General features: G+C 59.7%; 10 protein-coding genes. 5 read left to right on the forward strand and 5 right to left on the reverse strand.

Translation table 11 applies throughout. The features are described 5' to 3' along the window. Positions 1 to 244: 244 nt before the first annotated feature. The 4 genes from dnaA to gyrB are packed head-to-tail and all read left to right on the forward strand — an operon-like array spanning position 245 to position 6,452. On the forward strand, positions 245 to 1,768 hold the full coding sequence (dnaA, locus tag ACYZUM_RS26940) for a chromosomal replication initiator protein DnaA (RefSeq protein WP_041073598.1): 1,524 nt from the start codon (positions 245 to 247) through the stop codon (positions 1,766 to 1,768). A gap of 39 nt (positions 1,769 to 1,807) precedes the next feature. Then, positions 1,808 to 2,911 carry a DNA polymerase III subunit beta gene (gene dnaN / locus ACYZUM_RS26945; protein ID WP_003220202.1) on the forward strand — a complete coding sequence of 368 codons (1,104 nt, stop codon included), beginning with the start codon at positions 1,808 to 1,810 and terminating at the stop codon, positions 2,909 to 2,911. A gap of 14 nt (positions 2,912 to 2,925) precedes the next feature. Next, complete coding sequence (recF, locus tag ACYZUM_RS26950; protein ID WP_003220208.1) at positions 2,926 to 4,029, forward strand: DNA replication/repair protein RecF; 1,104 nt, start codon at positions 2,926 to 2,928, stop codon at positions 4,027 to 4,029. Positions 4,030 to 4,034: 5 nt separating this feature from the next. After that, positions 4,035 to 6,452 carry a DNA topoisomerase (ATP-hydrolyzing) subunit B gene (gene gyrB, locus ACYZUM_RS26955; RefSeq protein ID WP_007960764.1) on the forward strand — a complete coding sequence of 806 codons (2,418 nt, stop codon included), beginning with the start codon at positions 4,035 to 4,037 and terminating at the stop codon, positions 6,450 to 6,452. A 97-nt stretch (positions 6,453 to 6,549) separates the two neighbouring features. On the opposite strand, the gene ACYZUM_RS26960 is transcribed toward gyrB, so the two are convergent. Further along, complete coding sequence (locus tag ACYZUM_RS26960; protein WP_108181231.1) at positions 6,550 to 7,269, reverse strand: response regulator transcription factor; 720 nt, start codon at positions 7,267 to 7,269, stop codon at positions 6,550 to 6,552. A 168-nt stretch (positions 7,270 to 7,437) separates the two neighbouring features. Here ACYZUM_RS26960 and ACYZUM_RS26965 point away from each other — a divergent pair, with 168 nt between their 5' ends. After that, positions 7,438 to 8,970 carry a sensor histidine kinase gene (locus ACYZUM_RS26965; RefSeq protein ID WP_108181232.1) on the forward strand — a complete coding sequence of 511 codons (1,533 nt, stop codon included), beginning with the start codon at positions 7,438 to 7,440 and terminating at the stop codon, positions 8,968 to 8,970. 166 nt (positions 8,971 to 9,136) lie between these two features. On the opposite strand, the gene ACYZUM_RS26970 is transcribed toward ACYZUM_RS26965, so the two are convergent. The 4 genes from ACYZUM_RS26970 to glyQ form a co-directional block, all read right to left on the reverse strand. After that, positions 9,137 to 9,916, reverse strand: a complete 780-nt coding sequence (locus ACYZUM_RS26970) for a lysophospholipid acyltransferase family protein (protein WP_108181233.1) — start codon at positions 9,914 to 9,916, stop codon at positions 9,137 to 9,139. Between the two features lie 82 nt (positions 9,917 to 9,998). After that, positions 9,999 to 10,538 (reverse strand): D-glycero-beta-D-manno-heptose 1,7-bisphosphate 7-phosphatase, encoded by a 540-nt coding sequence (gene gmhB, locus ACYZUM_RS26975; RefSeq protein ID WP_177325594.1) that lies wholly within the window; start codon positions 10,536 to 10,538, stop codon positions 9,999 to 10,001. A gap of 4 nt (positions 10,539 to 10,542) precedes the next feature. Further along, positions 10,543 to 12,597, reverse strand: a complete 2,055-nt coding sequence (gene glyS / locus ACYZUM_RS26980; protein ID WP_108181234.1) for a glycine--tRNA ligase subunit beta — start codon at positions 12,595 to 12,597, stop codon at positions 10,543 to 10,545. After that, on the reverse strand, positions 12,594 to 13,547 hold the full coding sequence (gene glyQ / locus ACYZUM_RS26985; protein WP_003187265.1) for a glycine--tRNA ligase subunit alpha: 954 nt from the start codon (positions 13,545 to 13,547) through the stop codon (positions 12,594 to 12,596). The genes glyS and glyQ overlap by 4 nt, the downstream gene beginning before the upstream one ends. Positions 13,548 to 13,585: the final 38 nt, after the last annotated feature.

Consider the following 13,585-nt stretch of genomic DNA (forward strand, 5'->3'; position numbering starts at 1 on the left):
ACCTGTGTGTGGAATGGCCTGTTATCCACAGGCTGGTTATCCACCGAGTTCCACCCCCAGTTGTCCAGTGCCCTCAGAGGCGGTTATCCACAGAGCTTATGCACACACCGTTGGTCGCCTTTTTACCGGTTAACGCATTGATTAATCATGGTCACCACACAACCTGCATGTGGATAACTGGACGGCTCGCCGCTACAATGGCCGCTTGTTTTTGCCTCACCGGCTTTCAACTTAGGGGATATCCGTGTCAGTGGAACTTTGGCAGCAGTGCGTGGAGCTTTTGCGCGAAGAGCTGCCTGCCCAACAATTCAACACCTGGATCCGTCCACTACAGGTCGAAGCCGAAGGCGACGAGTTGCGCGTCTACGCACCGAACCGTTTTGTGCTGGACTGGGTCAACGAAAAGTACCTCGGTCGCGTCCTTGAACTGCTGGATGAGCACGGCAACGGAATGGCGCCAGCGCTTTCCTTATTAATAGGCAGCAAACGCAGCTCGGCACCGCGTGCCGCGCCTAATGCGCCGTTGGCCGCTGCGCAGGTGTCCCAGGCGCAGGCCAATACCGCGCCGGCCAGCGCGCCAGCCCCGGCTCCAAGTGCAGCCCCGGCCAAGCGCTCGACGCAGAAAACCGAGGAAGTCAGTGAAGAGCCGTCCCGCGACAGCTTTGACCCGATGGCCGGTGCGGCCTCGCAACAGGCCCCGGTTCGCGCCGAACAGCGCACGGTGCAGGTGGAAGGCGCGCTCAAGCACACCAGTTACCTGAACCGCACCTTCACCTTCGAGAATTTCGTCGAGGGCAAGTCCAACCAGCTCGCCCGCGCGGCAGCCTGGCAGGTGGCGGACAATCCCAAGCACGGTTACAACCCGCTGTTCCTGTATGGCGGCGTCGGCCTGGGTAAAACCCACTTGATGCACGCGGTGGGTAACCATCTATTAAAGAAGAACCCGAATGCCAAGGTCGTGTACCTGCATTCCGAGCGTTTCGTGGCCGACATGGTCAAGGCGCTGCAACTGAACGCGATCAACGAATTCAAGCGCTTCTACCGTTCGGTGGACGCTCTGCTGATCGACGATATTCAGTTCTTCGCCCGTAAAGAGCGTTCCCAGGAAGAGTTTTTCCACACCTTCAACGCCCTGCTTGAAGGTGGCCAGCAAGTCATTCTCACCAGTGACCGCTACCCGAAAGAAATCGAAGGCCTTGAAGAGCGCCTGAAGTCCCGCTTCGGCTGGGGCCTGACGGTTGCCGTTGAGCCGCCGGAGCTGGAAACCCGCGTGGCGATCTTGATGAAGAAGGCTGATCAGGCCAAAGTCGAGTTGCCTCACGACGCGGCGTTCTTCATTGCCCAGCGAATTCGTTCCAACGTCCGCGAGCTGGAAGGTGCGCTGAAACGCGTGATCGCTCACTCGCACTTCATGGGCCGTGACATCACCATCGAGTTGATTCGCGAATCCCTGAAGGACTTGTTGGCACTGCAGGACAAATTGGTCTCTGTGGATAACATTCAGCGCACCGTCGCCGAGTACTACAAGATCAAGATTTCCGACCTGCTGTCCAAGCGCCGTTCGCGCTCGGTGGCACGTCCGCGTCAGGTGGCCATGGCATTGTCCAAGGAACTGACCAACCACAGCCTGCCGGAAATCGGCGATGTGTTTGGTGGTCGCGACCACACGACGGTGTTGCACGCCTGCCGCAAGATCAACGAACTTAAGGAATCCGACGCGGACATCCGCGAGGACTACAAGAACCTGCTGCGTACACTGACCACTTGATGAACACCAGCGCAGCTTATTAAGGCAAGGGACTAGACCATGCATTTCACCATTCAACGCGAAGCCCTGTTGAAACCCCTGCAACTGGTCGCAGGCGTCGTCGAGCGCCGACAGACCTTGCCGGTACTGTCCAACGTGCTGTTGGTCGTCGACGGCCAGCAACTGTCGCTGACCGGTACCGACCTGGAAGTCGAGCTGGTCGGTCGCGTGCAACTCGAAGAGCCGGCCGAAACCGGTTCCATCACCGTCCCTGCGCGCAAGCTGATGGACATCTGCAAGAGCCTGCCCAATGACGCGCTGATCGACATCAAGGTCGACGAGCAGAAACTGGTCGTAAAGGCCGGCCGTAGCCGTTTCACCCTGTCGACCCTGCCGGCCAACGATTTCCCGACGGTTGAAGAAGGCCCGGGTTCGCTGACCTGCAGCCTGGAGCAGAGCAAACTGCGTCGTTTGATCGAACGCACCAGCTTCGCCATGGCCCAGCAGGACGTGCGCTACTACCTCAACGGCATGCTGCTGGAAGTCTCGGCTGGTGTGATCCGTGCTGTGGCCACCGACGGTCACCGTCTGGCGATGTGCTCGATGCAGGCCGATATCGGTCAGCCGGATCGCCACCAGGTGATCGTGCCGCGCAAAGGTATCCTCGAACTGGCGCGTCTGCTCACCGAGCCGGACGGCAACGTCAGCATCGTTCTGGGTCAGCACCACATCCGCGCCACCACCGGCGAATTCACCTTCACTTCGAAGCTGGTCGACGGCAAGTTCCCGGATTACGAGCGCGTTCTGCCGAAGGGCGGCGACAAGCTGGTATTGGGCGATCGTCAGGCACTGCGTGAAGCCTTCAGCCGTACCGCAATTCTGTCCAACGAGAAATACCGTGGTATTCGTCTGCAACTGGCTAACGGTCAGTTGAAGATCCAGGCCAACAACCCGGAGCAGGAAGAAGCGGAAGAAGAAGTGGGCGTTGAATACAACGGCGGTTCGCTGGAAATCGGCTTCAACGTGAGCTACCTGCTCGACGTGCTGGGCGTGATGACCACCGAACAGGTTCGCCTGATCCTGTCCGACTCCAACAGCAGTGCGCTGGTGCAAGAGTCCGACAATGACGACTCGGCTTATGTTGTCATGCCGATGCGTCTGTAATCAGCTGATCCTGGATGTCGTTAAGTCGTGTTTCGGTCACCGCGGTGCGCAATCTGCACCCGGTGACCTTCTCCCCCTCCCCCCGCATCAACATTCTTTACGGCGCCAACGGCAGCGGCAAAACCAGTGTTCTGGAAGCCATTCATCTGCTGGGGCTTGCCCGTTCGTTTCGTAGCACGCGGCTGTTGCCGGTCATCCAGTACGAGCAACTCGCCTGCACGGTGTTCGGTCAGGTCGAGTTGGCCGAGGGTGGCCACAGTGCGTTGGGCATATCTCGCGACCGTCAGGGTGAGTTTCAGATTCGCATCGACGGGCAGAACGCCCGCAGCGCTGCGCAATTGGCCGAGATCCTGCCACTGCAGTTGATCAACCCCGATAGCTTCCGGCTGCTCGAAGGTGCGCCGAAGATTCGCCGGCAGTTTCTGGATTGGGGTGTGTTTCATGTCGAGCCGCGTTTCATGGCGACCTGGCAGCGTTTGCAGAAGGCCTTGCGCCAGAGAAACTCCTGGCTGCGGCATGGTACACTTGACGCCGTTTCGCAAGCGGTTTGGGACAGGGAACTGTGCCAGGCCAGCGCTGAAATCGATGAATACCGCCGCGCTTACATCAAAGCCTTGAAGCCAGTCTTTGAACAAACCTTGAGCGAACTGGTTGAGCTTGAAGGTTTGACGCTCAGCTATTACCGAGGCTGGGACAAGGACCGGGAATTGAGTGCCGTACTGGCTGGCTCCGTGCAACGGGACCAGCAAATGGGTCATACCCAGGCCGGACCGCAACGGGCTGATTTGCGTCTTAGATTGGGCGCACACAATGCCGCGGACATCTTGTCCCGGGGTCAGCAGAAGCTGGTGGTTTGTGCCTTGCGAATTGCCCAGGGGCATCTGGTGAGCCAGGCCCGACGCGGCCAGTGTATTTATCTGGTGGATGACTTGCCGTCCGAGCTGGACGAGAGCCACCGTCGCGCGCTGTGCCGCTTGCTGGAAGACTTACGCTGCCAGGTTTTCATCACCTGTGTAGATCACGAATTATTGAGGGAAGGCTGGCAGACGGAAACGCCAGTCGCTCTGTTCCACGTGGAACAGGGCCGTATCACCCAGACCCACGACCATCGGGAGTGAAGGCATTGAGCGAAGAAAATACGTACGACTCAACGAGCATTAAAGTGCTGAAAGGCCTGGATGCCGTACGCAAACGTCCCGGTATGTACATTGGTGACACCGACGATGGCAGCGGTCTGCACCACATGGTGTTCGAGGTGGTCGACAACTCGATCGACGAAGCCCTCGCCGGCCACTGCGACGACATCAGCATCATCATCCACCCGGATGAGTCCATCACCGTCAAAGACAACGGCCGTGGCATCCCGGTAGACGTGCACAAAGAGGAAGGCGTTTCCGCCGCCGAGGTCATCATGACCGTCCTCCACGCTGGCGGTAAGTTCGACGATAACTCCTACAAGGTCTCCGGCGGTCTGCACGGTGTAGGTGTGTCGGTCGTGAACGCCCTTTCCGAAGAGCTGGTACTGACCGTACGCCGCAGCGGCAAGATCTGGGAACAGACCTACGTTCACGGCGTGCCTCAGGCACCGATGGCGATCGTTGGCGACAGCGAAACCACCGGCACCCAGATCCACTTCAAGGCGTCCAGCGAAACCTTCAAGAACATTCACTTCAGCTGGGACATCCTGGCCAAGCGCATTCGTGAACTGTCCTTCCTCAACTCCGGTGTCGGCATCGTCCTCAAGGATGAGCGCAGCGGCAAGGAAGAGCTGTTCAAGTACGAAGGCGGCCTGCGTGCGTTCGTTGAATACCTGAACACCAACAAGACTGCGGTCAATCAGGTGTTCCACTTCAACATCCAGCGTGAAGACGGCATTGGCGTGGAAATCGCTCTGCAGTGGAACGACAGCTTCAACGAGAACCTGTTGTGCTTCACCAACAATATTCCACAGCGCGATGGCGGTACTCACCTGGTGGGTTTCCGTTCCGCACTGACGCGTAACCTGAACAACTACATCGAGCAGGAAGGTCTGGCGAAGAAGCACAAAGTCGCCACCACCGGTGACGATGCCCGTGAAGGCCTGACCGCGATCATCTCGGTGAAAGTGCCGGATCCGAAGTTCAGCTCGCAAACCAAAGACAAGCTGGTGTCTTCCGAAGTGAAGACCGCGGTCGAGCAGGAGATGGGCAAGTACTTCTCCGACTTCCTGCTGGAAAACCCTAACGAAGCCAAGCTGGTCGTCGGCAAGATGATCGACGCGGCGCGTGCCCGTGAAGCGGCGCGCAAGGCCCGTGAGATGACCCGCCGCAAAGGCGCGCTGGACATCGCCGGCCTGCCGGGCAAGCTCGCTGACTGCCAGGAAAAAGACCCGGCGCTGTCCGAACTGTACCTCGTGGAAGGTGACTCCGCGGGCGGCTCTGCCAAGCAGGGACGTAACCGCAAGACCCAGGCGATCCTGCCGCTGAAGGGCAAGATCCTCAACGTCGAGAAAGCACGCTTCGACAAGATGATCTCGTCCCAGGAAGTGGGCACCCTGATCACCGCACTGGGCTGCGGCATCGGTCGCGAAGAGTACAACATCGACAAGCTGCGCTATCACAACATCATCATCATGACCGATGCTGACGTCGACGGTTCGCACATCCGTACCCTGCTGCTGACTTTCTTCTTCCGTCAGTTGCCGGAGCTGATCGAGCGCGGTTACATCTACATCGCCCAGCCGCCGCTGTACAAGGTCAAGAAAGGCAAGCAAGAGCAATACATCAAAGACGACGACGCCATGGAAGAGTACATGACGCAGTCGGCCCTGGAAGATGCAAGCCTGCACCTGAACGAAGAGGCCCCGGGCATTTCCGGTGAAGCGCTCGAGCGTCTGGTGAACGACTTCCGCATGGTGATGAAAACCCTCAAGCGTCTGTCGCGCCTGTACCCGCAGGAGCTGACCGAGCACTTCATCTACCTGCCGGCCGTGAGCCTGGAAATGCTCGGCGACCACGCCAAGATGCAAGACTGGCTGGCCCAGTACGAAGTGCGTCTACGCACCGTCGAGAAGTCGGGCCTGGTCTACAAGGCCAGCCTGCGTGAAGACCGTGAACGTGGCGTGTGGCTGCCGGAGGTCGAGCTGATCTCCCACGGTCTGTCGAACTACGTCACCTTCAACCGCGACTTTTTCGGCAGCAACGACTACAAGACCGTCGTCACCCTCGGCGCTCAACTGAGCACCCTGCTCGACGAAGGCGCGTACATCCAGCGCGGCGAGCGCAAGAAAGCGGTCACCGAGTTCAAGGAAGCCCTCGACTGGCTGATGGCCGAAAGCACCAAGCGCCACACCATCCAGCGCTACAAAGGTCTGGGCGAAATGAACCCGGATCAGCTGTGGGAAACCACCATGGACCCAAGCGTGCGCCGCATGCTGAAAGTCACCATCGAAGACGCCATTGGCGCAGACCAGATCTTCAACACCCTGATGGGTGATGCGGTCGAACCTCGCCGTGACTTCATCGAAAGCAATGCGTTGGCGGTATCCAACCTGGATTTCTGATCCCGGTTGGCGTCAAACAAAAAGGCCAACGCTCATGCGTTGGCCTTTTTATTGGCCGATCAAAAGATCGTCCGAACGCGGTCCGATCTTTTGATTTTTACTCGGATGCAACCGTCACACTCTCCAACCGATACCCATACCCATAAATCGTCAGCAACTGCCAACCTCGATCTGCCGTCAGCCCCAGCTTGTTGCGCAGGCGATAGATGTGCGTATCCAGCGGCCGTGATGACGCGACTTCTTCATGCGGCCAGAAGCGTTCGTACAGATACTCCCGCGATAACGGCCGACCCAGGTTACTGAACAGGCACCGCGCCAGGCGGTACTCACGTTCGGTCATGACGACTGACTTTCCCTCGCGGGTGACACTCAGTTCGGCATCGTCGAAGGTCAGGTCATAGAAGGTCAGGACTTCGCCAGCACTGCTGCGTGGCTGGCTGTGCCGGCGCAGGACGGCGGCGACTCGGGCTTTCAGCTCGTTGGGGCGGAAAGGCTTGCTGACGTAATCGTCGGCACCGGCGTTCAGCGCCTGGACGATATCGCTTTCGCCGTCGCGGCTGGTCAGCATGATCGCGGCGGGCGGCGACTCCATGTGTTCGCGGGTCCAGCGCAGCAGCGCCAGGCCAGTGATGTCGGGCAGTTGCCAGTCGAGGATCAGCAAGTCGAAGGTGTCCCGACGCAACTGGCGCAACAGGTCCTCACCCCGTTCAAAGCTGTGCAGCGACCAAGGCTGCTCTCCCACTGCAGCCATCTGCTGCAGGGTTTGCTCGACCCGACGCAGTTCGGCGGGTTCATCATCCAGTATCGCAACGCGCATACGCGTGGGTTCCTTGTTGCTTGGGCAGTGGCCGGCCACGTTAACGGCTCGGCCTGAGCAATAAAAGTAAGCCGTTCACCATCGGTCGACGTCCGCTATGATTCTTCGGATCTACATCCTCAGACCTGTGGCCCATGAAACCATTCACTGTCCCCTGCCCTGTTTGTCATGATTAGCCCGCGTCGGCGTGAAAGCCGCGAGCCGAGTCAGGTTCAGCGCCTGTTTCGGCGATTGGTGCGTGAGTGGTTGTGGATAAGTCTAGTGCTGTTGCCGCTGACTGCCCTGTTGTCGTATCGCGCGCAGATTAATCTGCACGATGCGTCACCGGTTTGGAGCGCGTTGCTTTCGGCGGGATGGGTGGCGGTTGTCCTCGGTTTGCTGCCGTGGCGTCCGCGCTGGGCGATCTGGGTAACGCTGGGTGGGGTGGCGGGTGTGTTGCTCACCAGCGCCGCACTAGCGGAAGTTCGTCACTGGTGGTCACCGACGCCGGCAGCGCTCGGCATATTGTTCGGCTACCTGGTCTGGAACTGGCGGCGCCTGAGCGTGGTGCTGACGTACTTTGGCTGGGAGCTGGCACGGCTGGACCGCGAGCCGAAAGTATTCCCGGAACGGCGCCGCGCGCAATTCACCAGCGCTGACCAGCTGCAGGGCCAGATCATGGCGCTGGAGCAAGCCATGAGCCGCACGCGCGATACCCGGCGCTTCATTGCCGACGGTCTGGAGTACCTGCCGGTGGCGACGCTGATCAGCGATCCCAAGGGGCAGATTCTGCTCGGCAATCGCAAGGCGCGGGTATTGTTTGATCACCCGCTGGTTGGCGACGACGTCCTCGAGCAACTGGCCCGCCTCGGTTATCCGGAGTTGTCCACAGAACCGCGTCCGGCGCTTTCCACCCTGGCGCTGCTGGAGTTTCGCGATCACAAGGAACGCAGCTTGCGTCTGGAACGGGCGGCTTTGCTGCCGGTGGATGGCGATACCCCCATCGGCTGGCTGCTGAGCCTCACCGACCTGAGTGCCGAACGCGCCGCCGAAGAGCAGCGTGGGGTCTTGTTGCGGTTTCTTTCCCACGACCTGCGCGCCCCACATTCAGCGATTTTGGCCCTGCTCGATGTGCATCGCCATCAAGCCGGAGCGGACTCACCGCTGTTCGAACAGATCGAGCGCCAGGTACGCCGCGCGTTGGAATTGACCGATGGTTTCGTGTTGCTGGCCCGTGCGGAATCCGAGGCTTACCAGTTTCAACCCAGTCTGTTCGCGATGCTGGTGCTGGACGTGCTGGATCAGGCGCTGCCCATTGCTCAGCAGAAAAGCATCAAACTGTTGCACGCGATGGATGAGCAATCCCAGGAACGCCTGATCAGCGCGGATCAAGGCCTGTTGACCCGGGCCTTGTTCAACCTGTTGGAAAACGCCATCAAGTACAGCCCGCCAGGCGCCACGATTCAGTTGAGCGTCAGTTGCCAAGGCGAGTGGCTGTGCTGTGAATTGACTGATCAGGGCAAAGGCATTGCCGCCGAGGAACTGCCGGATCTGTTCACTCAATACCGACGATTTTCATCGGCGCAGGGAATTGATGGTATCGGTCTGGGGCTGTCGATGGTCAAGGCAGTGATTGATCATCATGGCGGTCGCATCGAGTGCCATAGCATCGTCGATCAAGGCACTACGTTCCGGCTGCAGCTACCGTTGATGGCCGAGTGAACAGGCACAAAAAAACCGGCTATATCAGCCGGTTTCTTTACTTCCGAAAAAAACTTATGCACCTTTTATGGTGTTTTATGAGCTTGAGAAATATATAAGTAAATCAATAAGTTAATTTCATATTCAGGCTTTTTCTACAAAACCGTACACAGGTTATCCACAAATTTCAGACAGCTACCTGATCATTCGCGGCAGGTGCCTGCGGCGCCGGTGGCAGCGAACCCATTTCGCGCTGAGTCTGTTCATTCCAGGCCTGTACCCGGTCGTTCAGATCGGCAATGGCGCGAGGTCCAGTGCCTTCGGCGTACATCGGCTGACCGATGACCACGGTGATCACACCCGGCGTCTTGCCCCAGCCGATTTTTGGCCAGAACTTGCCGGCATTGTGTGCAATCGGCAGGACCGGAAGCGCCGCATTCACCGCCAAGGCGCTGCCACTGCGCGAGAACTTGCCAATAGTGCCGTGGGGAACGCGGGTGCCTTCCGGAAAGATCAATACCCAGACGTTGTCCTTGAGCAGCTCATCGCCTTTGGCTGCGACTTGCTTGAGTGCGGCTTTCGGGTTGTCGCGGTCAATCGCGATCGGCCGCAGCATGGCCATGGCCCAGCCGAAGAACGGCACGTACAGCAATTCACGCTTGAGCACCTGGCTCAAGGGCGAGAAATAAGCGGAGAGAAAGAACGTCTCCCAGGTGCTCTGGTGGTTCGACTGAATCACGCAGGGCCGATCCGGCACGTTTTCCGCACCTTTGATCTCGTAACGAATGCCGAGAAACACCTTGGTCAACCACAAGGCGCAACGGCACCAGTACACGTTGATAAAACGATAACGCGCCTTGAACGGCAGAAAGGGCGCGATAAAAAAGCTCAGGCTGCACCACAGCAAGGCAGTGGTGCCCAGCAGCAGGTAAAAGAGAAAAATTCTGATGGCCTGCAGTATCGACATGGCGACGTTTACCGTTACGGGCGATGCCCGACTGTTCAAGCGCACTCCCGATCAATCCCTGGTCAGGAACTTCAGAAGCACTCTAGTTGTGGATAAGTTCTGCGGCAATCGCCGCCAGATCGTCAAAAATCAGGGTGCCGACCGGAAGGGTCTTGCCCAGAGTTTTTTCGCCTTTCCCGGTCTTTACCAAAACGGGCTGTGAATCGACGGCTTTGGCGGCCTCCAGGTCACCAAGGCTGTCGCCGACGAACCAGACATTCGTCAGCGCCACGTTGTAATGCGCCGCGATGGTTTGCAACATCCCCGGCTTCGGCTTGCGGCAATCGCAACCCTCGTCCGGACCATGCGGGCAGTACACGATCAGCCCGACTTCACCGCCCTGCTCTGCCACGAGCGTGCGCAGGCGCGCGTGCATGGCGTCGAGGGTGGCAAGGTCGTAATAGCCGCGAGCAATGCCCGACTGGTTGGTGGCCACCGCCACCGTCCAGCCGGCCTTGCTCAACTGCGCAATCGCCTCGATCGAGCCGGGCAGTGGAATCCACTCCTCCACCGACTTGATGTAAGCGTCGGAGTCGTAATTGATCACTCCGTCCCGATCGAGAATCAGCAGTTTCAACAGCAGTCCCTCAACCCAGCAGCGAAATGTCGGCAACCCCGAGGAACAGGCCACGCAGACGCGCCAGCAGCGCGTAGCGGTTGGCCCGGACCTTGGCGTCTTCGGCATTGACCATGACGGCATCGAAGAACGCATCCACCGGCTCGCGCAATGCCGCCAGACGCGCCAGCGATTCGTTGTACTGACGCGCTGCGGCCATTGGCTGCACTGCCTGATCCGCTTGCTGGATCGCCGAATACAGCGAGAACTCGTTGGCGTTGTCGAAGTATTTGGCCTCGACCACGGTCGGCACCGAGCCTTCAACCTTGCTCAACAGGTTCGATACACGCTTGTTGACCGCCGCCAGCGCTGCCGCTTCCGGCAGTTTGCGGAAGGCCTGAACCGCTTGCACACGCTGGTCGAAGTCCAGCGCCGAACCTGGCTTCAGGGCACGGACCGACAGGTAAGTGGCGACATCGACGCCTTCGTCTTCATAACGCGCCCGCAGACGGTCGAAGATGAACTCCAGCACCGAATCGGCCAGGCCGGCAGCCTTGACCTTGGCGCCGAACGCAGTCACGGCGAAGGCCACGGCGTCGTTCAAGTCCAGATCCAGTTGTTTCTCGATCAGGATGCGCAGCACACCCAGCGCCGCACGGCGCAGGGCATACGGGTCTTTGCTGCCGGTCGGCAACATGCCGATGCCGAAGATGCCGACCAGGGTGTCTAGCTTGTCGGCGATGGCCACTGCCGCACCGGTCAGGGTCGCCGGCAGTTCAGCACCGGCACCGCGTGGCATGTACTGCTCGTTCAGCGCCAGTGCGACGTCTTCCGGCTCGCCGTCATTGAGCGCGTAGTAGTAACCGGCGACACCTTGCATCTCCGGGAACTCGCCGACCATTTCGGTGGCCAGGTCGCACTTCGACAGCAGGCCGGCACGGGCCGCCCACGAAGCGTTGCCGCCGATGCGCGCGGCAATGTATGCCGCCAGTTTCGAAACGCGCTCGGCCTTGTCGTAGACGCTGCCGAGTTTTTCCTGGAACACCACGTTCTGCAGGCGCAGGTTGAAATCTTCGAGTTTCTGCTTCTTGTCTTGCTTGAAGAAGAACTCGGCGTCGGTCAGACGTGGGCGCACCACTTTCTCGTTACCGGCGATGATCTGCTGCGGGTCTTTGGATTCGATGTTCGCCACGGTGATGAAACGCGGCAGCAACTTGCCCTCGGCATCCAGCAGGCAGAAGTACTTCTGGTTGTCCTGCATGGTGGTGATCAGTGCTTCCTGCGGCACGTCGAGGAAACGTTCCTCGAACGAGCACACCAGCGGCACCGGCCATTCAACCAGCGCGGTCACTTCGTCGAGCAGCGCCGGCGGCACGATTGCCGTGCCTTCCTGACGGGTCGCCAGTTCTTCGGTACGCTTGCTGATGATCTCGCGACGCTCGTTGGCGTCGGCCAATACATAAGCAGCACGCAGGTCGGCCAGGTAGCTCGACGGCGAACCGATGCGCACGTTTTGTGGATGGTGGAAACGGTGACCACGGGAGTCGCGGCCCGCTTTCTGCGCAAGGATGGTGCAGTCGATGACCTGGTCACCGAGCAGCATCACCAGCCACTGGGTCGGACGCACGAACTCTTCCTTGCGCGCTCCCCAACGCATGCGTTTCGGGATCGGCAGGTCGTTCAGCGAATCTTCGACGATGGTCGGCAGCAGGCTCGCGGTCGGCTTGCCGGCGATGTTCTGGCTGTAGCGCAGTTTCGGACCGCTCTGGTCGATTTCGCTCAGCTCGACGCCGCACTTCTTGGCGAAGCCCAGGGCGGCCTGAGTCGGGTTGCCTTCAGCGTCGAAAGCGGCCTGACGTGGCGGGCCGTCGAGGTTGATGCTGCGATCCGGCTGCTGGGTGGCCAGTGCCGTGATCAGCACGGCCAGGCGACGCGGCGCGGCGTAGACGGTTTTGCTTTCGTAGCTCAGGCCGGCAGCTTGCAGGCCCTTGTCGATACCGGCGAGGAACGCTTCAGCCAGGGTGTTCAGGGCTTTTGGCGGCAGTTCTTCGGTGCCCAGTTCAACCAGAAAATCTTGAGCACTCATTGTGCAGCCTCCAGCTTGGCCAGTACTTCGTCACGCAGGTCCGGGGTCGCCATCGGGAAGCCCAGCTTGGCGCGCGCCAGCAGGTAGGCTTGCGCAACGGAACGCGCCAGGGTGCGAACGCGCAGAATATATTGCTGACGCGCGGTCACCGAGATCGCCCGGCGCGCATCCAGCAGGTTGAAGGTGTGCGAGGCCTTCAGGACCATTTCGTAGCTTGGCAACGGCAGCGGCTGGTCGAGTTCGATCAGGCGCTTGGCTTCGCTTTCATAGAAGTCGAACAGTTCGAACAGTTTGTCGACGTTGGCGTGTTCGAAGTTGTAGGTGGACTGCTCCACTTCGTTCTGGTGGAACACGTCGCCGTAGGTCACTTTGCCGAACGGACCGTCAGCCCAGACCAGGTCGTAGACCGAATCCACGCCCTGCAGGTACATGGCCAGACGTTCCAGACCGTAAGTGATCTCGCCGGTCACCGGGTAGCACTCGATGCCGCCAGCCTGCTGGAAGTAAGTGAACTGAGTCACTTCCATGCCGTTGAGCCAGACTTCCCAGCCCAGACCCCAGGCGCCGAGGGTCGGCGATTCCCAGTTGTCTTCGACGAAGCGAATGTCGTGGACCAGCGGGTCCAGGCCGACATGCTTGAGCGAGCCCAGGTACAGTTCCTGGAAATTGTCCGGGTTCGGCTTCAGGACCACCTGGAACTGATAGTAGTGCTGCAGACGGTTCGGGTTTTCCCCGTAGCGGCCGTCAGTCGGACGGCGGCTTGGCTGCACGTACGCGGCGTTCCAGGTTTCCGGGCCGATGGCGCGCAGGAAGGTCGCGGTGTGGAAAGTGCCGGCGCCTACTTCCATATCGTAGGGCTGAAGTACCACACAACCTTGCTCGGCCCAGTATTGCTGGAGCGCGAGGATCAAGTCTTGGAAGGTACGCACGGCTGGCGTAGGCTGGCTCACGAAATTCACCTGTTTCTTGGGCTGCGATTTAAAGAGCG

The sequence above is a fragment of the Pseudomonas sp. m6p genome, assembly GCF_055760375.1.

Excerpts from the sequence above, each read along its gene's own strand:
- dnaN (WP_003220202.1), top strand. The coding sequence starts at position 1,808 with ATGCATTTCACCATTCAACGCGAAGCCCTGTTGAAACCCCTGCAACTG.
- recF (WP_003220208.1), top strand. The coding sequence starts at position 2,926 with ATGTCGTTAAGTCGTGTTTCGGTCACCGCGGTGCGCAATCTGCACCCG.
- ACYZUM_RS26960 (WP_108181231.1), bottom strand. The coding sequence starts at position 7,269 with ATGCGCGTTGCGATACTGGATGATGAACCCGCCGAACTGCGTCGGGTC.
- ACYZUM_RS26965 (WP_108181232.1), top strand. The coding sequence starts at position 7,438 with ATGATTAGCCCGCGTCGGCGTGAAAGCCGCGAGCCGAGTCAGGTTCAG.
- ACYZUM_RS26970 (WP_108181233.1), bottom strand. The coding sequence starts at position 9,916 with ATGTCGATACTGCAGGCCATCAGAATTTTTCTCTTTTACCTGCTGCTG.
- glyS (WP_108181234.1), bottom strand. The coding sequence starts at position 12,597 with ATGAGTGCTCAAGATTTTCTGGTTGAACTGGGCACCGAAGAACTGCCG.